Consider the following 21,388-nt stretch of genomic DNA (forward strand, 5'->3'; position numbering starts at 1 on the left):
ATCAAGAGGATACCGTCCCATGTTCGACAATATCCTGATTGCCAATCGCGGTGAAATCGCCTGCCGCATCATCCGCACCGCCCGTGCGATGGGTGTGCGTTGCGTTGCGGTCTATTCCGACGCGGATGCGCGCGCGCTGCATGTGGACATGGCGGACGAGGCTGTGCATATCGGCGGGCCAGCGCCGCGCGACAGTTACCTGCGCGGCGATGTCATCATTCAGGCGGCACTGGATACGGGCGCGCAGGCCATCCATCCGGGCTATGGATTCCTGTCGGAAAACCCCGATTTCGTCGATGCAGTCACTGCGGCGGGGTTGGTGTTCATCGGCCCCTCTGCCAGTGCGATCCGCGCGATGGGCCTGAAGGACGCGGCCAAGGCGCTGATGCATGATGCCGGTGTGCCGGTTGTGCCGGGTTATCATGGGGCAGATCAAGACCCCGCACATCTGGCGGGGGCTGCTGATGCCATCGGATACCCGGTGCTGATCAAGGCGGTGGCGGGCGGTGGCGGCAAGGGTATGCGGCTGGTGAACACGCCCGCGGATTTCATGGATGCGCTGGAAAGCGCGCGGGGGGAGGCCGCGACCGCATTTGGCAATGACACGGTTCTGGTGGAGAAATACATCACCAAACCCCGCCATATCGAAGTGCAGGTATTCGGCGACGGCGTGGATGCGGTGCATCTGTTTGAACGCGACTGCTCGCTTCAACGCCGTCACCAGAAGGTGATCGAAGAAGCCCCCGCACCCGGCATGTCTGATACGATGCGCGCCGTGATGGGGCAGGCCGCAGTGCGGGCCGCACGCGCCATTGGCTATGCCGGGGCGGGCACGGTTGAATTCATAGTGGACGGCAGTGACGGCCTGCGCACGGACGGGTTCTGGTTCATGGAAATGAACACCCGTCTGCAGGTGGAACACCCCGTGACCGAAGCCATCACAGGCGTTGATCTGGTGGAATGGCAGTTGCGTGTGGCGGCGGGTGAGGGGTTACCCCTGCGCCAGCAGGATCTGGCGATCACCGGCCATGCATTCGAGGCACGCCTTTACGCCGAAGATGTGCCTGCGGGTTTTCTGCCTGCAACCGGGCGGCTGACGCATCTGCGTTTTCCCGATGCGGCTCGCAGCGATTCCGGTGTGCGCGCGGGGGACGAAATCAGTCCGTGGTATGACCCGATGATCGCCAAGATTATCACCCATGGCGCAAGTCGCGCGATCGCGCTGAAGCGGCTGGAAACCGCGCTGGCGGCGACCGAAGTTGCGGGGGCGGTCACCAATCTGGCGTTCTTGGGGGCATTGACACGCGATGCGGCCTTCGCGACCGGCGACATGGATACCGGCCTTATCGAACGGAGTATAACCAGCCTGACAGCCGACGCTGACGTGACCGGGCGTGAACTGGCCGCAGCGGCCGCGTGTGCTATCGGGCTGGACAGTCTGTCGGACCCGCTGGCCGGGTTCAGTCTGACGGGGCCGGTCTGGCAGGATGTCAGCTTGATACATGGTTCCGACCCGCTTGATCTGCGCATCGCAGTGACCGGGCCGACGCGGGCTGTGGTGGCGGTTGGTACGACGGAATTTTCCGTGGATTCTGATGATGGCGGCTTTCGCGTTGCGGGTGGGCGGATCAGCGCACGCTGCATTGCGGGGCATGTCCATTTGTTTGGTGCAACCCCGCGTGTCTTTGTGCTGCCGGACCCGCTGTCGCGGCAAGGGGCGCTTGGTATCGGCGCGGATGTGGTGCTTGCGCCCATGCCGGGGCTGGTCAAGGCCGTATTTGTGAAAGCGGGCGATATAGTGGACAAGGGCGCGCGGCTGGTAGTGCTGGAAGCCATGAAAATGGAACATACGCTGGTTGCCGCCCGCGCTGGGTGCATTGCCGAAGTGCTGGTGCAACCCGCCGCGCAAGTGGCCGCAGGCACCCCCTTGGTGCAGTTGGAAGACGAGGGGGAGGGATGATGTCGCAGCAGTGCGGGCTGGCATGAGCAGGGGAATGCGATGATCCGGTTATGGCATGTGGCGCAGTCGCGGTCATTCCGGGTGCTTTGGCTGCTGGAAGAGATCGGCGCGGAGTATGACCTGATTGCGTGCAGTTTCTTTGACCGGTCCTTGCGGGATGCAGACCATCTGCTGCGCTCGCCCGCCGGGCGGGTGCCCGCGATTGCGGTGGATGGGCAAACGCTGTGCGAAAGCGGGGCGATCCTGCTGTATCTGGCCGAAAACCGCGCCCCGGATTTGCGTGTGCCCGAAGGGGCGGCAGGACGCGCCGCGTTTCTGCAGGGCTTGCATTATGCTGAAACCCTTGGCGCGCATCTGGCCAATCTGACGCAACATCATATTGTGTTGCGCTATGATTGGATGCGTTCGCCCACGGTCATGCGGCTGGAGGCGAAGCGGCTGGAAAATGCCCTGCGCGCTGTTGGTCCGGATTGGGTGACGGGGGAATTCACTGTGGCCGATATTGCAATTGGCTATGCAGTGTGGATGGCGCGGCGATTTGTAGGTCTGCCGGAATGTGCTGCGCGATATACGGAACGGTTCGCCGCCCGGCCCGCATTTCAGCGCGCCCTGCAAAAGGATGGGCCCGCGCAGATTTACACGCAGGACTTTTACGCGCCGCCAGAGGGATAAAATATGCCTAATGTTGAGATTTTCGAAGTAGGACCGCGTGACGGGCTGCAGAATGAGAAGCACCTGATCCCGGTATCGGACAAGGTGGCGCTGGTCAATTGCCTGAGTGGCGCGGGCTTTCGCCGGATCGAGGTGGCCAGTTTCGTTAGCCCCAGATGGGTGCCGCAAATGGCTGATTCTGCAGATGTTCTTGCGCAGATTACCCGCACGGACGGGGTGCGCTATGCCGCACTTGTCCCCAATCTGCGCGGGTTTGAAGCCGCAGTAAATGCCCGCGCGGATGAGGTGGCGATTTTTGCATCCGCGTCCGAAGGGTTTAGTCGTGCAAACCTGAATTGTTCGGTTTCTGAAAGTCTGGAACGCTTTGTGCCCGTGGCGGACGCCGCCCGCCTGGCGGGAATCCCGGTCCGGGGCTATGTATCCTGTGTGACGGATTGCCCCTTTGATGGCGCTGTCGTGCCCGACGACGTGGTGCGCGTGGTTGCGGCACTGCGGGATATGGGCTGCTATGAAATCAGCCTTGGCGATACGCTTGGTCGCGCCACGCCCGAACGTATCGCGGCCATGTTGGGTGCGGTGTCGCAGGAAATGCCCGCTGACCGGCTGGCGGGGCATTACCATGATACGGGCGGGCGGGCGCTGGAAAATATCGATGCCTCGCTTGAATTCGGTCTGCGGGTGTTTGATGCGGCGGTCGGCGGGCTTGGCGGTTGTCCCTATGCGCCGGGTGCGTCGGGCAATGCCGCGACTGAATCCGTGCATGCCTGGCTGTTGGCACGGGGCTGGCAAACCGGGTTGGACCATGACGTTCTGAATGCGGCGGCGCAGATGGCGCAGGCCATGCGGAAAGGAAATACCTGATGTTTGAGACCATTTCCATCGACACCGATGCGCGCGGCGTGGCCACACTGACATTGGCACGCCCTGAAAAGCACAATGCCCTGTCCGCACAGATGATCGCGGAGTTGACCGCCGCCGCCGGGCAACTGGCTGCGGATGATACGGTGCGCGTTGTGGTGCTGACGGGTGCAGGCAAAAGTTTCTGCGCGGGCGGTGATCTGGGCTGGATGCGCGAACAGATGCATGCTGACAGCGCCACCCGTATGCGCGAGGCCCGCAAACTGGCGGATATGCTGGGCGCGCTTGACCGCCTGCCCAAACCCTTGATCGGGCGGGTGCAGGGGCAGGCCTTTGGCGGTGGGGTCGGGCTGATGGCCGTATGCGATGTGACGATCGGCGTTCAGGGTGCGGAATTCGGGCTGACGGAAACCCGTCTGGGGCTGATTCCCGCCACCATTGGGCCCTATGTGCTGGCGCGTATGGGGCAGGCGATGGCGCGGCGCGTTTTCATGTCGGCGCGGATTTTTGACGCAGAAGAAGCGGTAACACTGGGCCTGCTGTCGCGGGCCGTCGCGCCGGAATTGCTGGATGGTGCCGTGCAGGCCGAGGTAACGCCCTATCTGGCCTGCGCGCCGGGCGCTGTTGCGCGAGCCAAGGCGCTTGCGCAACGCCTTGGTGCGGCAATCCCTGCCGATGCGGTGGACCATTCCATCGCGGCGCTTGCGTCCACATGGGAAACACAGGATGCGCAGGAAGGCGTCAGCGCATTTTTTGACCGGCGCAAACCGACATGGCAGGTCTGAGGTCCCGATCCGCTCAACTGCGCGCGGCAGCTGTTCAGCTCTGAACGCGGGCGGATTGGCAATCGCGATGACGGCTCCGATGCCTTGCTGCGGGGCTGCGTTGGTACGGTATGCAACAGTATTCAACCCGATCTTTTTTCAGACCACAGCAGTGCGCCTTCGGTTGACCCCATCGCGGGACAGGAGTAGAGGAGGGACAGCCAAGTTGCGGTCCAGGAGGCCAGTGGCCCTGTGGGCGCCTCTCTCCGCGCGAAAAAGGAGCCAAAGGTGGAAGATCTACTTGCATCCTACCTGCCCATTCTGATTTTCCTTGGAATCGCTGTTGTGTTGGGGCTGGTGCTGCTGTTGTCGGCAATCATCATCGCTGTGCGCAATCCCGATCCTGAAAAAGTGTCCGCCTATGAATGCGGTTTCAATGCGTTTGATGATGCGCGCATGAAATTCGATGTCCGATTCTATCTGGTGGCAATCCTGTTCATCATCTTTGATCTGGAAATTGCATTTCTGTTCCCCTGGGGCGTGGCATTTTCTGAAATGTCGATGACAGCCTTCTGGTCGATGATGGCATTTCTGGGCGTGCTGACCATTGGCTTTGCCTATGAATGGAAGAAAGGGGCGCTGGAATGGGAGTGATGACTGGGGCCAATACCGCTGGGGCCGACCGCGAAGTCGCAACGCAGTCGCTGAACCGCGAATTGCAGGACAAGGGTTTCCTGCTGACCTCCACCGAGGATATCATCAACTGGGCGCGCAACGGGTCGCTGCACTGGATGACCTTCGGGCTGGCCTGCTGCGCGGTTGAAATGATTCATGTCGCCATGCCGCGTTATGATGTGGAACGCTTCGGCACCGCGCCGCGCGCGACGCCGCGCCAGTCGGACCTGATGATTGTGGCCGGCACGCTGACCAACAAGATGGCTCCTGCACTGCGCAAGGTCTATGATCAGATGCCAGAGCCGCGTTATGTTATCTCGATGGGGTCTTGCGCCAATGGTGGCGGGTACTACCATTACAGTTATTCGGTTGTACGCGGCTGTGACCGTGTGGTTCCGGTGGATATTTATGTGCCCGGCTGCCCCCCCACGGCAGAAGCGTTGCTGTATGGCATCATGCAATTGCAGCGCAAAATCCGTCGCACAGGCACATTGGTCAGGTAAGGGGTCGGCGGAATGTCGGATGCGTTGAATGAACTGGCCGGTCAACTGGAATTGCGCATGTCAGATGCCGTGCTGCGCCATGAGACAGCCTTTGGCGAATTGACGGTCATGACCACGCTTGCGCAATTGCCCAAGCTGGCGCGCTTTTTGCAGAGTGATGAAAACATGCGTTTTTCAACGCTGGTGGACATTACCGCTGTGGACTGGCCCGGGCGGCGCAAGCGGTTCGACATGGTTTATCATTTCCTGTCGATGTATCGCAATCACCGCATCCGCCTGAAAGTGGAAGTGGCCGAGGACGAAATTGTGCCATCGATCAGCGACATTCACCCTTCGGCCAACTGGTTTGAACGCGAAGTGTTCGACATGTTCGGCATCCTGTTTTCCGGCCATCCGGATTTGCGCCGCATCCTGACCGATTACGGGTTTCGCGGCCACCCGCTGCGCAAGGATTTCCCGACAACCGGCTATACTGAAGTGCGCTATGATGAGTCCCTGAAGCGGGTTGTCTATGAACCGGTGCAACTGGTGCAGGAATACCGCCAGTTCGATTTCATGTCACCATGGGAAGGCGCGGAGTACATTCTGCCGGGCGACGAGAAGCAAGAGGCCGCGAAATGATGGATGGCAGCTATACCCCCGACACGCTGACGGATGAACAGAAAATCCGTAATTTCAACATCAACTTTGGCCCGCAACACCCGGCTGCGCATGGCGTGCTGCGTCTGGTGCTGGAACTGGACGGCGAGATTGTGGAACGTTGCGATCCGCATATCGGCCTGTTGCATCGTGGCACCGAAAAGCTGATGGAAAGCCGCACCTATCTGCAGAATCTGCCGTATTTTGACCGGCTGGATTATGTGGCACCGATGAATCAGGAACATGCCTGGTGTCTGGCGATTGAGCGCCTGACCGGTGTGCAGGTGCCGCGCCGCGCGTCACTTATCCGGGTGCTCTATTGCGAAATCGGACGGGTGCTGAACCATCTGCTGAACGTCACCACCGGCGCTATGGACGTCGGCGCGCTGACGCCCCCGCTCTGGGGGTTCGAAGAGCGTGAGAAGCTGATGATCTTCTACGAACGTGCGTGCGGGGCGCGGCTGCATGCGGCCTATTTCCGCCCCGGTGGCGTGCATCAGGATTTGCCGCCTGCGCTTCTGGATGACATTGAGGCATGGGCGCATGTCTTCCCGAATGTGCTGGATGATATCGACGGGTTGCTGACCGAAAACCGCATTTTCAAACAGCGGACCTGTGATATTGGCGTTGTGTCAGAACAGGAAGCGCTGGACTGGGGCTTTTCGGGTGCGATGGTGCGCGGGTCGGGTTTGGCATGGGATTTGCGGCGTGCACAACCCTATGAATGTTATGACGAATTCGACTTCAAGATCGCTGTGGGCAAGAATGGCGATTGCTATGACCGCTATCTGGTGCGTATGGCCGAAATGCGCGAAAGCACGAAGATCATCCTGCAGGCCATCGAAAAACTGCGCGCGCCCGAAGGGCAGGGCGACATTCTGGCACGCGGCAAGATTACCCCGCCCAAACGGGCTGAAATGAAAACCTCGATGGAAAGCCTGATCCATCATTTCAAGCTTTACACCGAAGGGTTCCACGTGCCCGCAGGCGAAGTTTACGCCGCGGTTGAAGCCCCCAAGGGCGAATTCGGGGTCTATCTGGTTGCGGACGGCACCAACAGGCCCTACCGCGCCAAGATCCGTGCGCCGGGCTATCTGCATCTGCAAGCCATGGATCATATCGCCAAAGGGCACCAACTGGCCGATGTGGCCGCCATCATCGCCACCATGGATGTGGTGTTCGGAGAGATTGACCGCTAATGTTGCGCCGCCTGCACCCAGATCAACCCGCCTCTTTCGCTTTTACCCCTGCCAATCAGGCATGGGCGCAAGCGCAGATCACCAAATACCCCGAAGGCCGTCAGGCCTCGGCCATCATCCCGCTTTTGTGGCGCGCGCAGGAACAGGAAGGCTGGCTGACCCGCCCTGCGATTGAGCATATAGCCGAAATGCTGGGCATGGCCTATATCCGCGCGCTGGAAGTGGCGACATTCTATTTCATGTTCCAACTGCAGCCTGTTGGTTCGGTGGCCCATTTCCAGGTGTGCGGCACGCTGTCGTGCATGATTTGCGGGGCCGAAAAGCTGATTGAAGTGTGCAGGCAGAAAATTGCGCCGCGCGCGCATATGCTGTCGGCAGATGGCAAGTTCAGCTGGGAAGAAGTCGAATGCCTTGGGGCATGCGCGAACGCGCCCATGGTCCAGATCGGCAAGGATTACTATGAGGATCTGACCGCCGAAGGGTTCGCACAACTGATCGATGATCTGGCGGCGGGCAAGGTACCGACCGCAGGGCCGCAGAACGGGCGTTTTTCATCGGAACCTTTGGGTGGGGCGACCACGCTGAAGGATTACACCGGCGAGGCGCAGAACGGATCGGTGGCGCTGGCCACGCGCATTGGTGACACGATCAAGCGTATTGACGGGACCGAAGTGCCGCTGCTGACGCCCTGGCAGGATAAACCCGTCGCAGCCGATAAGCGCAACGTTACGGCCAAGTCCATCAAGGACCACGAACCGAAACCAGCACGCAATGCGCCTGCTGATGAAACCGGCGTGGCCAAACAGCAAGCGCAGGCGACAACCAAAGGCAAACCCAAGGCCATGGGGGAAAAAGCCGCGGATAATCAGCCCGAAATGCTTACCGCGCCCAAGGGCAAGGCGGATGACCTGAAAAAGCTGAAAGGCGTCGGCCCGAAACTGGAAGGTGTGCTGAACGAGCTTGGCGTGTACCATTTCTGGCAGGTCGCATCATGGACCCCCGATGATGTGGCATGGGTTGACGAGCGGCTGAAATTCAAGGGCCGGATCGAACGCGATGGCTGGATTGAACAGGCCAGAATTCTTGCCGATGGCGGCGAGACAGAATTTTCCAAACGCGCCAAGTAGTGCATCAGGATGAACGTGAATGGCAAAACCTTCCCCCCGCGACATGGCACTGGCCCGGCAGGCACGGCTTGCGGGCGTGGTCATGGCCGCAACCATTGTGCTGTGGATGGCCGCACAATGGCTGGGCGGGCGCATGGGCTGGGATCCGCGCTATTCCTTTCTGATAGATTTCGCAGCGCTGGCAGGGTTTGCCTGGGCGTTGATCGTAACATTCCGCATCTGGCGGCAAGGCAAGCGCGACAAGTCACGCGCAGACAAGGGTAAAGATCATGCTTGACGATCAGGACCGCATCTTCACCAATATTTACGGCATGCATGATCGCTCGCTCAAGGGGGCGATTGCGCGCGGCCATTGGGACGGGACGAAAAATATCCTGCAAAAGGGCCGCGACTGGATTGTTGATGAAATGAAACAATCGGGCCTGCGCGGGCGCGGTGGGGCGGGTTTCCCGACCGGTCTGAAATGGTCCTTCATGCCCAAGGAAAGCGATGGTCGCCCGGCCTATCTGGTGGTCAACGCGGACGAATCCGAGCCTGGCACCTGCAAAGACCGCGAGATCATGCGCCATGATCCGCATACATTGATCGAAGGCTGTCTGATTGCCAGCTTCGCGATGAACGCGCATACCTGCTATATCTATATTCGCGGCGAATATATCCGCGAACGCGAAGCACTGCAGAACGCCATTGATGAAGCCTATGACGCGGGGCTGATCGGCAAGAATGCCTGCGGGTCCGGGTGGGATTTCGACCTGTTCCTGCACCATGGTGCAGGGGCCTATATCTGCGGCGAGGAAACGGCCCTTCTGGAAAGCCTTGAAGGCAAGAAGGGCATGCCCCGGATGAAGCCGCCCTTTCCCGCAGGGGCCGGGCTTTATGGCTGTCCGACAACTGTGAACAATGTGGAATCGATTGCTGTTGTGCCGACAATCCTGCGCCGTGGGGGCGCATGGTTCGCGGGCTTTGGCCGCCCCAACAACGCGGGAACGAAGCTGTTCGCCATTTCCGGCCATGTGAACCGCCCCTGCGTGGTCGAAGAAGCGATGTCGATCACCTTCGAGGAACTGATCGAAAAGCATTGCGGCGGTATTCGTGGCGGCTGGGACAATTTGCAGGCGGTCATCCCCGGCGGGTCATCCGTGCCCTGTGTGCGCGGCGAAAAGATGCGCGATGCCATCATGGATTTCGACTATCTGCGCGGCGATCTGGGGTCGGGGCTTGGCACTGCGGCGGTTATCGTCATGGACAAGCAGACTGACATCATCAAGGCCATCTGGCGGCTGTCGGCATTCTACAAACATGAAAGCTGCGGTCAGTGCACCCCCTGCCGCGAAGGCACGGGGTGGATGATGCGGGTCATGGACCGCCTTGTGCGCGGCGAGGCAGAGGTCGAAGAAATCGACATGCTGTGGGACGTGACCAAGCAGGTTGAAGGGCATACCATCTGCGCGTTGGGTGATGCGGCGGCATGGCCCATACAAGGCCTGATCCGCAATTTCCGGGATGAAATCGTGGACCGGATCAAGGCGCAGAAACGTGGTGCTCAGGTTCAGGTAGCGGCGGAGTAAGTATATGAAATATCTTGTTTCTAGGGGGGTCACGGCAAAATCGGCGCTGGCTGCTTTGGGTATTGCGCTTGTTCTCGCCAGTCCTGTCCGCGCCGACGCCATGCCTCAGGCCGATGTGAACGCAGCCCTGCGCGGCAATGCCGAAATATATAACGGCCTGTTCACGGCCGCGCTGCTCAAGCACATTGTCGATACCTGCCCTGATCTGCAGGGGCCAAACCGCCTGCAGAGGGTGTCGTTTTTCATGGGGCTTTACAACCGGGCGCGCGGCATGGGTTTCACCCGTGCCCAGATCGAAGCCTTTGTTGATGACAAAACCGAACAGCAACGCCTGCAAGGTGTTGTCGATGGCTATCTTACGCAGGCGGGGGTTGACCCGTCGAACACGCAGGCGGTCTGCACCTATGCGCGTGCCGAAATGGCCGACCGATCCGCACTTGGCCGCAGATTGCGGGAGAGATAACATATGTCAGACCTTCGCAAGATCATCATCGACGGGAAAGAAATTGAAGTTCCCCCCGCCATGACGCTGATTCAGGCCTGTGAACAGGCGGGCGTGGAAGTGCCGCGTTTCTGCTATCATGAACGCCTGTCGATTGCCGGCAATTGCCGCATGTGTCTGGTCGAAGTGGTCGGTGGCCCGCCCAAGCCTGCCGCCAGTTGTGCCATGCAGGTGCGTGATCTGCGTCCCGGTCCCGAAGGCCAGCCGCCGGTGATCCGTACCAACAGCCCGATGGTCAAGAAAGCCCGCGAAGGGGTGATGGAATTCCTGCTGATCAACCACCCGCTGGATTGCCCGATCTGCGATCAGGGCGGCGAATGTGACCTGCAGGATCAGGCCATGGCTTATGGCGTGGATTTTTCGCGCTACCGCGAACCCAAACGCGCCAGCGAGGATATGCAACTGGGTCCGCTGGTGGAAACCCATATGACGCGCTGCATTTCCTGCACGCGCTGCGTGCGTTTCACCACCGAAGTGGCGGGCCAGACCGTCATGGGCCAGACCGGGCGCGGCGAAGATGCCGAAATCACCACCTATCTGGGTGCGCTGGTCGAATCGGAACTGCTGGGCAATATCGTGGACCTGTGCCCTGTCGGCGCGCTGGTGTCGAAACCCTATAGTTTCACTGCGCGGCCATGGGAGTTGACCAAGACCGAAACCATTGACGTGATGGACGCGCTGGGGTCCAACATTCGTGTAGACACCAAGGGCCGCGAAGTCATGCGCATTCTGCCGCGCAACCATGACGGTGTGAATGAAGAATGGCTGTCGGACAAATCGCGCTATGTCTGGGACGGGTTGCGCCGCCAGCGCCTTGACCGCCCCTATATCCGCGAGAATGGCAAACTGCGCCCCGCGACATGGCCTGAAGCGCTGGACGCCACCGCAACTGCCATCAAGGGCAAGAAACTTGCCGGGCTGGTTGGCGATCTGGCCTCGGTCGAAGCGGCATATGCGCTGAAACTGCTGGTTGAGGGGCAGGGCGGCACCGTGGAATGCCGCACCGATGGCGCGAAACTGCCTGCGGGCAACCGGTCTGCCTATGTCGGCACGGCTGCGGTCGAGGATATCGATCATGCGAAATTCATCCAGCTGATCGGCACCAACCCGCGCCATGAAGCGCCGGTTCTGAACGCACGCATTCGCAAGGCATGGCTGGCCGGAGCATCCGTCGGACTGGTCGGCGAAGCCGCCGATCTGACTTATGAATACGTCCACGCCGGTACCGACCGCGCTGCCCTGCAAAGCCTTCTGGACCGTGACTACGGGGCGGTAAAGGATGCTGAAAGCGTTGTCATCGTCGGGCAGGGCGCGATCCGCGAAGCTGACGGGGAGGCCGTTCTGGCGGCAGCGATGAAGCTGGCAGAAGATACCGGCTCGCGTCTGCTGGTTCTGCACACAGCCGCCAGCCGCGTGGGCGCAATGGACATTGGCTGCACCACCGAAGGGGGCATTGAAGCCGCCACCAACGACGCAGAGGTGATTTATAACCTTGGCGCGGATGAAATCGACATCGCGCCGGGTGCGTTTGTCATCTATCAGGGCAGCCATGGCGACCGGGGCGCGCATCGCGCTGATATTATCCTGCCGGGTGCGGCTTATACCGAAGAGCCGGGAATTTTCGTCAATACTGAAGGCCGCCCGCAACTGGCGCTACGCGCAGGCTTCGCGCCGGGAGAGGCCAAGGAAAACTGGGCCATCCTGCGTGCATTGTCCGCAGAACTGGGCGCGACACTGCCATTCGACACGATCAGCGCGCTGCGCAAGCATCTGACGGGCGCAGTGCCGCATCTGGGCGATATTGACCTTGTGGCGGAAAATGACTGGCAGCCACTTGCTGCCAAACCGCTGGGCAAGGCTGGTTTCCGTTATGCGATTGCTGATTTCTACCTGACCAACCCGGTTGCCCGCGCGTCCAGCCTGATGGCCGAATTATCGGCCATGGCCAAAGCGCGCGGCCAGTCCCGCATCGCAGCGGAGTGATATGCGTGTGGCGTGCCCTTCATATGCCAGCTGTCACGCTTGCCCTGTCGGGCGGGCTGATGGCCTGTGGCGGCGAAGAACGGGTGCGCGCACCAATGTCGCCACCACCGCACGCGCAATATCTGGGCGTGCAGACCCGTTTGCTGGAAGGCGATTTGGTCAGTTTTGTGGTGCGTATGGAAGGCGCGCGCGGGCGCGAGGATGTTATAGCCTATGCCCGTTGCGCCGCCGCGCAATACACGCTGATCCGCGGATACAGTTTCGCGCGTCATGTCAGAACAAATGCGACGCAATCCGCTGGCATATGGCAGGCGGATGGGGTTTACACCATCTCGCCGGACCTGCCGCTTGGTCTGCGCAACATGGATGCAGAGGTGATCGTCGAGGATTGCCACGAACAGGGCATTCCCACAGTCTGAGGAATAGAGGGACGAATGGCTGAATTTCTGGAAACCGGACTAGGGATCACCGTGCTGATCGTGGCGCAGTCACTGTTGGTGGTTGCATTTGTGATGATCAGTCTTGTCTTTCTGGTCTATGCCGACCGCAAGGTCTGGGCGGCGGTGCAATTGCGGCGCGGTCCCAATGTCGTTGGTCCCTGGGGGCTGATGCAGACATTTGCGGACGCGCTGAAATTCGTACTCAAGGAAGTGGTTATTCCGGCGGGCGTTGACCGGCCGGTGTATTTTCTGGCCCCGCTTCTGAGTTTCATTCTGGCCCTGCTGGCATGGGCGGTCATTCCGTTCAACGATGGTTGGGTGCTGGCGGACATCAATGTCGCGATCCTGTTCGTTTTCGCCATTGCCAGCCTTGAAGTTTACGGCGTCATCATGGGCGGTTGGGCGTCCAACTCCAAATATGCTTTCCTTGGGTCGTTGCGGTCTGCCGCGCAGATGATTTCCTATGAAGTGTCGCTTGGTCTGATCATCATCGGGATCATCATTTCCACCGGCAGCATGAATTTCGGCAATATTGTTGCCGCGCAGGATACCGGCTGGGGGGCGCTTGGCTGGTACTGGCTGCCGCATCTGCCGATGGTGGTGCTGTTCTTCGTGTCCGCACTGGCGGAAACCAACCGCCCGCCTTTTGATCTGCCGGAAGCGGAGTCTGAACTGGTTGCGGGCTTCATGGTGGAATACGGATCGACCCCTTACCTGTTGTTCATGGCGGGTGAATATATCGCCATCTTCCTGATGTGCGCGTTGATTTCGCTGTTGTTCTTCGGCGGCTGGCTGTCACCCATTCCGGGCCTGCCCGACGGGTTCCACTGGATGTTCCTGAAAATGGCGTTCTTCTTCTTCCTGTTCGCCATGGTGAAGGCCATCGTGCCGCGCTACCGCTATGACCAGTTGATGCGCATTGGCTGGAAGGTGTTTTTGCCCTTGTCGCTGGCCTGGGTCGTTATCGTGTCGTTCCTGGCAAAGTTTGAAGTTATGGGTGCATTCTGGGCCCGTTGGGCAATTGGAGGCTGATCATGGGAATGGATTGGGGGCGTGCGGTCAAATACACGCTGATGACCGATTTCATCAAAGGCTTCGCATTGGGCATGCGCTATTTCGTGGCACCGAAGCCCACGATCAACTATCCGCATGAAAAAGGTCCGCTTAGCCCGCGTTTTCGTGGGGAACATGCGCTGCGCCGCTATCCCAATGGCGAAGAACGCTGTATTGCCTGCAAGCTGTGCGAAGCGATCTGCCCTGCGCAGGCGATCACCATTGACGCCGAACCGCGCGATGACGGGTCGCGCCGCACCACGCGCTATGACATCGACATGACGAAATGCATCTATTGCGGCTTCTGTCAGGAAGCCTGCCCGGTGGATGCCATCGTCGAAGGGCCGAATTTCGAATTCGCAACCGAGACGCGCGAAGAACTGTTTTACGACAAGGACAAACTGCTGGCGAATGGCGAACGCTGGGAAGCGCAGATTGCCCGCAATCTGGAAATCGACGCGCCTTACCGCTAGGGATGCTGGTGTCGGGTCATGCCCGGCACCGCGCTATGCAAAAGACGATGGGCGCATCAAGCCGCCCGCGACAAGGAAAAGGGAACCCGAGGGACATGGGTATTGCCGATATCACATTCTACGCATTCGCGGTGACCTTGCTGGGTGCCGGGTTTCTGGTCACCATTGCGCGCAATCCGGTGCATTCGGTGCTGTGGCTTATTCTGACATTCCTGTCGGCGGCGGGCATGTTCGTGCTGCTTGGCGCTGAATTCCTGGCCATGCTGCTGCTTATCGTCTATGTCGGCGCGGTTGCGGTGTTGTTCCTGTTCGTGGTGATGATGCTGGACGTCGATTTCGCCGCACTGAAAGGTGAGATGGCGCGCTATTTCCCGATTGCCAGCATCGTCGGCATCGTGCTGCTGATGCAGATGGCGCTGCTGTTCGGATCATGGCAGGAAGCGGAAAGCGCCCGTGATCTGCGGCAGGCCCCGACCCCCGATATGGCCGAGATGCACAACACCAAGGCGCTGGGGATGATCATCTATGATCAGTATTTCCTGCTGTTCCAGATGGCGGGCCTGATTCTGCTGGTTGCCATGATCGGCGCGATTGTGCTGACCCTGCGCCACCGCAAGGACGTGAAACGCCAGAACGTGATTGCGCAGATGCACCGCGACCCGGCCAAGGCGCTGGAACTGAAAGACGTGAAACCCGGCCAGGGGCTGGGTTAAGGCCCGCAAGGGACAACGGACAATGAGGGCCAGCAAGCGGCCCCGACACATATACGGAACGAGGGAACCGGATGGTTGGACTTGAACATTACCTGACCGTGGCGGCGGCGCTGTTCGTCATCGGCATTTTCGGGATATTCCTGAACCGCAAGAATATCATCATCATTCTGATGTCGATTGAATTGATGCTGTTGTCGGTGAATATCAATCTGGTCGCCTTCTCCAGCTTCCTGAACGATCTGGTGGGTCAGGTGTTCACGTTGTTCGTGCTGACCGTCGCTGCCGCAGAGGCTGCTATCGGGCTTGCCATTCTGGTGAGCTTCTTCCGCACCCGTGGCACGATCGACGTCGAAGACGTCAATGTGATGAAAGGCTGATCCCATGGGCAGGTTCAAGGAAGAAACGACTCTGCTTGGAATGCGTATAATAAGCCGCAATGGTGGCATAACTGAAATGCGCTGTATGCATTGTAGCCTACGATATCATGTAGCTTCGGATGCAGAGCATTCCACAAGCTGTGACGCACCCGGTTGCTTGACAAGAAGGCAGAAATGAAATGGCAGTAACGGTTCTTTTCGCGCCACTTCTGGGGGCCATCATCGCAGGGCTGTTCTGGCGCGTGATCGGGGAACGCCCGGCGCAGGTCATTTCGACGGCACTGTTGTTCCTGTCGGCGCTTCTGTCCTGGGTTATTTTTCTGGGCCATGACGGCGGTGTTCAGCAGATCACGCTGCTGCGCTGGATTGACAGTGGCTCACTGGTTGGTGACTGGGCCATCCGGCTGGACCGGCTGACAGCGGTGATGCTGATTGTCATTACCACAGTGTCCGCGCTCGTGCATCTCTACAGCTTTGGCTACATGGCGCATGACGACCATTTCAAGGATAACGAAAGCTACCGTCCGCGCTTCTTCGCGTATCTGTCGCTGTTTACCTTCGCCATGCTTATGCTGGTGACCGCAGACAACCTTGTGCAGCTGTTCTTCGGCTGGGAAGGGGTTGGTCTGGCGTCCTATCTGCTGATCGGGTTCTATTTCCGCAAGCAAAGTGCCGGTGCCGCCGCGATGAAGGCGTTTATCGTCAACCGCGTGGGCGATATGGGGCTGATCCTTGCCCTGATGGCAATCTATCTTCTGGTCGATTCCATTCAATATGACGATCTGTTCGCCGCAGCACCCATGCTGGCGGAAACCACTGTCAGTTTCCTGTGGACGGACTGGAACGCCGCCAATCTGATTGCCTTCCTGCTGTTTGTGGGCGCGATGGGTAAATCGGCGCAGTTGTTCCTGCACACATGGTTGCCCGACGCGATGGAAGGGCCGACACCCGTTTCTGCACTTATCCACGCGGCAACCATGGTCACCGCCGGTGTGTTCCTTGTGGCGCGCATGTCACCGCTGATGGAATATGCGCCGCAGGTCATGGCTTTCGTGGTGCTGATCGGGGCGATGACGGCGCTGTTTGCCGCGACTGTCGGTCTGGTGCAGAATGACATCAAGCGGGTCATCGCCTATTCGACATGTTCGCAACTGGGTTTCATGTTCGTTGCCGCTGGTGTGGGCGTCTATTCGGTGGCCATGTTCCACCTGCTGACGCATGCGTTTTTCAAGGCAATGCTGTTTCTGGGGGCCGGTTCCGTCATTCACGGAATGCACCACGAACAGGACATGCGCAATTATGGCGGGCTGAAAGACAAGCTGCCCATGACCTTCTGGGCCATGCTGATTGGCACACTGGCGATTACCGGCGTGGGTATTCCGCTGACGACCATTGGCTTTGCAGGCTTTGTGTCCAAAGATGCGATCATTGAATCGGTCTTTGCATCGGGTACGACCTATGCCTTCTGGATTCTGGTATTCGCGGCGTTCATGACCAGTTTCTACAGCTGGCGGCTGATGTTCCTTACCTTCTGGGGCACCCCGCGCGGCGACAAGCACACGCATGAACATGCGCATGAAAGTCCGCTGACCATGCTGATTCCGCTGGCGGTTCTGGCCATTGGTTCGGTGCTGGCGGGTATGGTGTTCTACGGGCCGTTCTTCGGGTCCACCGGGCAGGTTAGCGAATATTTCGGAGCTGCCATTTTCCTGGCAGAAGGCAATAATCTGGTATCGGAAGCGCATTATGTGCCTGCATGGGTCAAGGTGTCGCCTTTTGTTGCCATGTTGCTGGGGCTGGGGCTGGCGTGGTTGTTCTATATCCGCGACACATCGCTGCCCGGACGTCTGTCGGATACGTTTCCCGGGGCCTATCAGTTCCTGTTGAACAAATGGTATTTCGACGAGGCGTATGACTTCCTGTTCGTGCGCCCGGCCAAGGCAGTGGGGCAGTTTCTGTGGAAAAAAGGCGATGGCAAGGTCATTGACGGCGGTATCAACGGTCTGGCCATGGGCATCATTCCGTTCATCACCCGCATCGCCGGCCGTGCGCAGTCGGGCTATGTCTATCATTATGCATTCGCAATGGTTCTGGGGATTGTCGTGATCGTTACCTATGTCACACTGGCGGGGGGGGCGCAGTAATGCTGAACCTGCTGTCAATTATCACCTTCACCCCCGCCATCGCCGCCGCCATTCTGGCGATCTTTCTGCGCGGCGAGGACGAGGCATCCCAGAGCAACGCCAAATGGGTGGCGCTGGTGGCCACATTGGCCACTTTCGCGGCGTCGCTTATCCTGCTGGTGGGGTTCGACCCGCAGGATACCGGCTTTCAGTTTGTCGAGGAACATGACTGGATCATGGGCTTCACTTACAAGATGGGGGTGGATGGCATCTCGATCCTGTTCGTGATGCTGACAACCTTCCTGATGCCAATCACCATCGGCGCGTGCTGGAACGTGTCCCACCGCGTCAAGGAATACATGATCGCCTTCCTGCTGCTGGAAACGCTGATGATCGGCGTGTTCACTGCGCTGGATCTGGTGCTGTTCTATCTGTTCTTCGAAGCGGGCCTGATCCCGATGTTCCTGATCATTGGCATCTGGGGCGGCAAGGAACGTATTTACGCGGCGTTCAAGTTCTTCCTCTATACCTTCCTTGGGTCGGTGTTGATGCTGGTCGCCATGATCGCGATGTATGTTGACGCGGGCACCACGGATATTCCGACGTTGCTGCAACACCAGTTCAGCACCGAAACCTTCAGCCTGATGGGCTGGCAGGTGATCGGAGGCATGCAGACCCTGCTGTGGCTGGCGTTCTTCGCGTCATTCGCGGTGAAAATGCCGATGTGGCCGGTGCATACCTGGCTGCCGGACGCCCACGTTCAGGCACCGACAGCGGGGTCTGTGGTGCTGGCGGCAGTGCTGCTGAAAATGGGTGGCTATGGGTTCTTGCGCTTCTCGTTGCCGATGTTCCCTGTCGCCAGTGACATTTTCGCGCCGCTGGTGCTGTGGTTGTCCGCGATTGCCATTGTCTATACCAGCCTTGTCGCGCTGATGCAGACCGATATGAAGAAGCTGATCGCCTATTCGTCAGTCGCGCATATGGGCTTTGTCACAATGGGTATTTTCGCGGCCAACCAGCAGGGTGTCGATGGTGCCATCTTTCAGATGATCAGCCACGGGTTCATTTCCGGCGCGTTGTTTTTGGCGGTGGGTGTCATTTATGACCGGATGCATACACGCGAAATCGCGGCCTATGGCGGGCTTATCAACCGCATGCCGGTCTATGCAGCAGTGTTTTTGCTGTTCACCATGGCGAATGTCGGCCTGCCGGGCACATCCGGTTTCGTGGGTGAATTCCTGACATTCATGGCGGTGTTTCAGGTCAATACATGGGTGGCACTATTCGCGGCGACAGGTGTGATCCTGTCTGCGGGCTATGCGCTGTGGTTGTTCCGCCGCGTTGTCATGGGGGAACTGATCAAGGAATCCCTTAAAGGGATCAAGGATATGGATCGCCGTGAAAAAGCGCTTATCATTCCGCTGGTCGCGATGACGCTGATCCTTGGCATCTATCCCGCGTTTATCACCGATATTATCGGCCCTTCGGTTTCGGCATTGGTCGAAGGGCATTCACTGGCGTTGCAGGCATATGACGCCGCATCCCAGCTGGCACAGAACTGAAAGGCCCCGCAATGATCGGAACTGATCTTTATACGGCCCTGCCCGAACTGGTACTGGCGCTATTTGCGATGGCGGCATTGATGGTGGGCGTTTATGGCGGCAAGGATAAGCTGGCCGAACCCATCTTGTGGGCAACGGCAGCGCTGATGGTTCTGCTGGCGCTGTATTCCGGTGCGCAGGGGCTGGATGTGAAAACCGCGTTCAACGGGATGTATATTTCCGACCCGTTCGCGCAGTTTTCCAAGATGATCGTGCTGCTGTCTGCGGCTGTGGTCTTGGTGATGGGGCAGTCCTATATGCTGGCCCGTGGCTTGCTGCGGTTTGAATATCCGATCCTGATTGCGCTGTCGGTTGTCGGCATGATGCTGATGGTGTCGGCGGGTGATCTGATTGCGCTTTATATGGGGCTGGAGTTGCAGTCACTTGCGCTTTACGTGGTGGCCACGATGAACCGCGATTCCGCGCGTTCAACCGAAGCCGGCCTGAAGTATTTCATCCTCGGGTCGCTGGCATCAGGGTTGCTGCTGTATGGCGCATCGCTGACCTATGGTTATGCAGGCACCACGCTGTTCGCGGGCATCATCAGCACCATTTCAACCGATGGCATGTCCATCGGGTTGTTGATGGGGATGGCGTTCATGCTGGCGGGGCTGGCGTTCAAGGTGTCGGCAGTGCCCTTCCATATGTGGACACCCGATGTCTATGAAGGGGCGCCCACCCCGGTCACCGCATTTTTTGCCACAGCGCCGAAAGTGGCGGCCATGGCACTGGTGGCGCGTGTGATGCATGAGGCATTCGGTGTGGTGCCGGGTGACTGGTCGCAGATCATCGCGTTCCTGGCAGTTGCATCCATGTTCGTGGGGTCCATTGCGGCCATTGGCCAACGCGATATCAAGCGCCTTATGGCCTATTCCTCGATCACGCATATGGGGTTTGCGCTGGTCGGGCTGGCGGCAGGCACGGTGCAGGGTGTGCAGGGGATGCTGGTCTATATGGCGATTTATGTCACCATGAATATCGGTGTCTTTGCGTTCATCCTGACCATGTCACGCGACGGCAGGCCGGTCACCGATATTGACAGCCTGCGCCAGTATTCCAAAGCGGAACCCCTGCGCGCGTTAGCGCTGCTGGTCCTGATGTTCAGTCTGGCGGGCGTACCGCCGCTGGTCGGTTTCTTTGGTAAGTTCTATGTGCTGTGGGCGGCTGTGCAGGCCGGGATGACATGGCTGGCGGTGGCGGGTGTCGTCGCATCGGTTATCGGTGCATTCTATTACCTGCGCATCGTGTACTTCATGTATTTTGGCGAAACCACGGAACCGCTGGACACCGTGCGCGCGCCGGTTCAGGCCAGTTTGCTGGTGGTGTCGGCGGCATTGATGGTTCTTGGTGTCATCAACCTGTTCGGCGTTGAGGGTATGGCGGCGCTTGCGGCAGAAGCCCTTGTCAAATAACTGGCCAGAGGGGGTAGCGCGCCGCGTCCTGCCCGAAATCGACAGCACCAACGCAGAGGCCGCGCGCATCGCGCCCGGCCTTTCCGGCCCGTGCTGGATACTGGCGCTGCGCCAGACACAGGGGCGGGGCAGGCGCGGGCGTGACTGGCGCGACCCGGCGGGAAATTTTGCCGCGACCTATGTTTCACGCCCCGGCGGCCCGCCCGAACAGGTGGCGCAGCGGTCATTCGTTGCCGCACTGGCCTTGCGCGATGCCCTTGTCACAGTGACGGCGCGGCCCGAAGGTTTTGCATTGAAATGGCCCAATGACGTGCTGCTTAACGGCGGCAAGCTGGCGGGTATCCTGCTGGAAAGCGTGGGACAGGGCGCGCAGGTCAGCCATCTGGCAGTTGGGATCGGGGTGAACCTGCTGCATGCGCCAGCTGCGGAAGATGGTGCATTGCGTCCCGTCAGCCTGTTGTCGGAAACCGGCATGTCGGTGACCCCGGAAGAATTCCTTGACGTTCTGGCACCGGCCTTCGCACATTGGGAAGGGCAGCTTGTCACCTATGGCTTTGCGCCGGTCCGGCAGGCATGGATGAACGGTGCCGCGCGTCTGGGTGAACGCATCATCGCGCGCACTGTTCTGGACAGCCATGAAGGTACATTCGAAGGCATTGATGCGACAGGGGCTTTGATGCTGCGCACGGCGCAGGGACGGCGCACCATTCCCGCAGCGGATGTGTTTTTTTGAACGCGAAAGGGCC

Annotated in this window: 22 protein-coding genes; all 22 read left to right on the plus strand. The window is 59.4% G+C overall.

The genetic code is table 11. From position 1 onward, the window contains the following. The first annotated feature begins 19 nt into the window (after window positions 1-19). Window positions 20-1,960, plus strand: a complete 1,941-nt coding sequence (locus PUT78_RS03335) for an acetyl-CoA carboxylase biotin carboxylase subunit (RefSeq protein WP_274350688.1) — start codon at window positions 20-22, stop codon at window positions 1,958-1,960. Window positions 1,961-1,999: 39 nt separating this feature from the next. Next, window positions 2,000-2,632 carry a glutathione S-transferase family protein gene (locus PUT78_RS03340; protein ID WP_274350689.1) on the plus strand — a complete coding sequence of 211 codons (633 nt, stop codon included), beginning with the start codon at window positions 2,000-2,002 and terminating at the stop codon, window positions 2,630-2,632. Between the two features lie 3 nt (window positions 2,633-2,635). Next, on the plus strand, window positions 2,636-3,493 hold the full coding sequence (locus PUT78_RS03345; RefSeq protein WP_274350690.1) for a hydroxymethylglutaryl-CoA lyase: 858 nt from the start codon (window positions 2,636-2,638) through the stop codon (window positions 3,491-3,493). Next, on the plus strand, window positions 3,493-4,275 hold the full coding sequence (locus PUT78_RS03350; RefSeq protein ID WP_274350691.1) for a crotonase/enoyl-CoA hydratase family protein: 783 nt from the start codon (window positions 3,493-3,495) through the stop codon (window positions 4,273-4,275). Before PUT78_RS03345 ends, PUT78_RS03350 begins: the two co-directional genes overlap by 1 nt. Before the next feature lie 267 nt (window positions 4,276-4,542). Further along, window positions 4,543-4,908 carry an NADH-quinone oxidoreductase subunit A gene (locus PUT78_RS03355; protein WP_274350692.1) on the plus strand — a complete coding sequence of 122 codons (366 nt, stop codon included), beginning with the start codon at window positions 4,543-4,545 and terminating at the stop codon, window positions 4,906-4,908. Next, the gene (locus PUT78_RS03360; protein WP_274350693.1) at window positions 4,899-5,432 is read left to right on the plus strand and encodes a NuoB/complex I 20 kDa subunit family protein; all 534 of its coding nucleotides are present in this window, start codon (window positions 4,899-4,901) and stop codon (window positions 5,430-5,432) included. Before PUT78_RS03355 ends, PUT78_RS03360 begins: the two co-directional genes overlap by 10 nt. A 12-nt stretch (window positions 5,433-5,444) precedes the next feature. Continuing rightward, window positions 5,445-6,053, plus strand: coding sequence for an NADH-quinone oxidoreductase subunit C (locus tag PUT78_RS03365; protein ID WP_274350694.1), 609 nt, complete (start codon window positions 5,445-5,447; stop codon window positions 6,051-6,053). Next, window positions 6,053-7,270: an NADH-quinone oxidoreductase subunit D gene (locus tag PUT78_RS03370; RefSeq protein ID WP_274350888.1), complete on the plus strand. Its 1,218-nt coding sequence runs from the start codon at window positions 6,053-6,055 to the stop codon at window positions 7,268-7,270. Before PUT78_RS03365 ends, PUT78_RS03370 begins: the two co-directional genes overlap by 1 nt. Further along, a complete protein-coding gene (locus PUT78_RS03375) occupies window positions 7,270-8,397 on the plus strand; it encodes an NADH-quinone oxidoreductase subunit E (RefSeq protein WP_274350695.1) in 1,128 nt (375 codons plus the stop codon). The genes PUT78_RS03370 and PUT78_RS03375 overlap by 1 nt, the downstream gene beginning before the upstream one ends. A gap of 19 nt (window positions 8,398-8,416) precedes the next feature. After that, entirely contained in the window at window positions 8,417-8,674 is a 258-nt protein-coding gene (locus PUT78_RS03380) for a DUF5337 domain-containing protein (protein WP_274350696.1), read from the plus strand. Further along, window positions 8,667-9,965: an NADH-quinone oxidoreductase subunit NuoF gene (nuoF, locus tag PUT78_RS03385; RefSeq protein ID WP_274350697.1), complete on the plus strand. Its 1,299-nt coding sequence runs from the start codon at window positions 8,667-8,669 to the stop codon at window positions 9,963-9,965. Before PUT78_RS03380 ends, nuoF begins: the two co-directional genes overlap by 8 nt. A 4-nt stretch (window positions 9,966-9,969) precedes the next feature. Continuing rightward, window positions 9,970-10,428, plus strand: coding sequence for a DUF5333 domain-containing protein (locus PUT78_RS03390; RefSeq protein ID WP_274350698.1), 459 nt, complete (start codon window positions 9,970-9,972; stop codon window positions 10,426-10,428). A 3-nt stretch (window positions 10,429-10,431) separates the two neighbouring features. Continuing rightward, window positions 10,432-12,450, plus strand: coding sequence for an NADH-quinone oxidoreductase subunit NuoG (gene nuoG / locus PUT78_RS03395; RefSeq protein WP_274350699.1), 2,019 nt, complete (start codon window positions 10,432-10,434; stop codon window positions 12,448-12,450). Window positions 12,451-12,509: 59 nt separating this feature from the next. Continuing rightward, window positions 12,510-12,869: a hypothetical protein gene (locus PUT78_RS03400; protein WP_274350889.1), complete on the plus strand. Its 360-nt coding sequence runs from the start codon at window positions 12,510-12,512 to the stop codon at window positions 12,867-12,869. Between the two features lie 15 nt (window positions 12,870-12,884). Then, window positions 12,885-13,922 (plus strand): NADH-quinone oxidoreductase subunit NuoH, encoded by a 1,038-nt coding sequence (gene nuoH, locus PUT78_RS03405; RefSeq protein WP_274350700.1) that lies wholly within the window; start codon window positions 12,885-12,887, stop codon window positions 13,920-13,922. A gap of 2 nt (window positions 13,923-13,924) precedes the next feature. Then, a complete protein-coding gene (gene nuoI / locus PUT78_RS03410) occupies window positions 13,925-14,416 on the plus strand; it encodes an NADH-quinone oxidoreductase subunit NuoI (RefSeq protein WP_274350701.1) in 492 nt (163 codons plus the stop codon). 95 nt (window positions 14,417-14,511) lie between these two features. Beyond that, the gene (locus PUT78_RS03415; RefSeq protein WP_274350702.1) at window positions 14,512-15,129 is read left to right on the plus strand and encodes an NADH-quinone oxidoreductase subunit J; all 618 of its coding nucleotides are present in this window, start codon (window positions 14,512-14,514) and stop codon (window positions 15,127-15,129) included. Window positions 15,130-15,200: 71 nt separating this feature from the next. Then, a complete protein-coding gene (nuoK, locus tag PUT78_RS03420) occupies window positions 15,201-15,506 on the plus strand; it encodes an NADH-quinone oxidoreductase subunit NuoK (protein WP_274350703.1) in 306 nt (101 codons plus the stop codon). 179 nt (window positions 15,507-15,685) lie between these two features. Next, window positions 15,686-17,650 carry an NADH-quinone oxidoreductase subunit L gene (gene nuoL, locus PUT78_RS03425; protein WP_274350704.1) on the plus strand — a complete coding sequence of 655 codons (1,965 nt, stop codon included), beginning with the start codon at window positions 15,686-15,688 and terminating at the stop codon, window positions 17,648-17,650. Further along, entirely contained in the window at window positions 17,650-19,191 is a 1,542-nt protein-coding gene (locus tag PUT78_RS03430) for an NADH-quinone oxidoreductase subunit M (protein WP_274350705.1), read from the plus strand. The genes nuoL and PUT78_RS03430 overlap by 1 nt, the downstream gene beginning before the upstream one ends. An 11-nt stretch (window positions 19,192-19,202) precedes the next feature. After that, window positions 19,203-20,642, plus strand: a complete 1,440-nt coding sequence (nuoN, locus tag PUT78_RS03435; RefSeq protein WP_274350706.1) for an NADH-quinone oxidoreductase subunit NuoN — start codon at window positions 19,203-19,205, stop codon at window positions 20,640-20,642. Further along, the gene (locus PUT78_RS03440) at window positions 20,632-21,375 is read left to right on the plus strand and encodes a biotin--[acetyl-CoA-carboxylase] ligase (protein WP_274350707.1); all 744 of its coding nucleotides are present in this window, start codon (window positions 20,632-20,634) and stop codon (window positions 21,373-21,375) included. The genes nuoN and PUT78_RS03440 overlap by 11 nt, the downstream gene beginning before the upstream one ends. Window positions 21,376-21,388 lie beyond the last annotated feature (13 nt).

The sequence above is a fragment of the Roseinatronobacter alkalisoli genome, assembly GCF_028745735.1.
GTDB lineage: Bacteria > Pseudomonadota > Alphaproteobacteria > Rhodobacterales > Rhodobacteraceae > Roseinatronobacter > Roseinatronobacter alkalisoli.

What these genes read in the sequence shown, in the direction of transcription:
- PUT78_RS03335 (WP_274350688.1), top strand. Translation starts at nt 20, where the DNA reads ATGTTCGACAATATCCTGATTGCCAATCGCGGTGAAATCGCCTGCCGC.
- PUT78_RS03340 (WP_274350689.1), top strand. Translation starts at nt 2,000, where the DNA reads ATGATCCGGTTATGGCATGTGGCGCAGTCGCGGTCATTCCGGGTGCTT.
- PUT78_RS03345 (WP_274350690.1), top strand. Translation starts at nt 2,636, where the DNA reads ATGCCTAATGTTGAGATTTTCGAAGTAGGACCGCGTGACGGGCTGCAG.
- PUT78_RS03350 (WP_274350691.1), top strand. Translation starts at nt 3,493, where the DNA reads ATGTTTGAGACCATTTCCATCGACACCGATGCGCGCGGCGTGGCCACA.
- PUT78_RS03360 (WP_274350693.1), top strand. Translation starts at nt 4,899, where the DNA reads ATGGGAGTGATGACTGGGGCCAATACCGCTGGGGCCGACCGCGAAGTC.
- PUT78_RS03365 (WP_274350694.1), top strand. Translation starts at nt 5,445, where the DNA reads ATGTCGGATGCGTTGAATGAACTGGCCGGTCAACTGGAATTGCGCATG.
- PUT78_RS03370 (WP_274350888.1), top strand. Translation starts at nt 6,053, where the DNA reads ATGGATGGCAGCTATACCCCCGACACGCTGACGGATGAACAGAAAATC.
- PUT78_RS03375 (WP_274350695.1), top strand. Translation starts at nt 7,270, where the DNA reads ATGTTGCGCCGCCTGCACCCAGATCAACCCGCCTCTTTCGCTTTTACC.
- PUT78_RS03380 (WP_274350696.1), top strand. Translation starts at nt 8,417, where the DNA reads ATGGCAAAACCTTCCCCCCGCGACATGGCACTGGCCCGGCAGGCACGG.
- nuoF (WP_274350697.1), top strand. Translation starts at nt 8,667, where the DNA reads ATGCTTGACGATCAGGACCGCATCTTCACCAATATTTACGGCATGCAT.
- PUT78_RS03390 (WP_274350698.1), top strand. Translation starts at nt 9,970, where the DNA reads ATGAAATATCTTGTTTCTAGGGGGGTCACGGCAAAATCGGCGCTGGCT.
- nuoG (WP_274350699.1), top strand. Translation starts at nt 10,432, where the DNA reads ATGTCAGACCTTCGCAAGATCATCATCGACGGGAAAGAAATTGAAGTT.
- PUT78_RS03400 (WP_274350889.1), top strand. Translation starts at nt 12,510, where the DNA reads ATGGCCTGTGGCGGCGAAGAACGGGTGCGCGCACCAATGTCGCCACCA.
- nuoH (WP_274350700.1), top strand. Translation starts at nt 12,885, where the DNA reads ATGGCTGAATTTCTGGAAACCGGACTAGGGATCACCGTGCTGATCGTG.
- nuoI (WP_274350701.1), top strand. Translation starts at nt 13,925, where the DNA reads ATGGGAATGGATTGGGGGCGTGCGGTCAAATACACGCTGATGACCGAT.
- PUT78_RS03415 (WP_274350702.1), top strand. Translation starts at nt 14,512, where the DNA reads ATGGGTATTGCCGATATCACATTCTACGCATTCGCGGTGACCTTGCTG.
- nuoK (WP_274350703.1), top strand. Translation starts at nt 15,201, where the DNA reads ATGGTTGGACTTGAACATTACCTGACCGTGGCGGCGGCGCTGTTCGTC.
- nuoL (WP_274350704.1), top strand. Translation starts at nt 15,686, where the DNA reads ATGGCAGTAACGGTTCTTTTCGCGCCACTTCTGGGGGCCATCATCGCA.
- PUT78_RS03430 (WP_274350705.1), top strand. Translation starts at nt 17,650, where the DNA reads ATGCTGAACCTGCTGTCAATTATCACCTTCACCCCCGCCATCGCCGCC.
- nuoN (WP_274350706.1), top strand. Translation starts at nt 19,203, where the DNA reads ATGATCGGAACTGATCTTTATACGGCCCTGCCCGAACTGGTACTGGCG.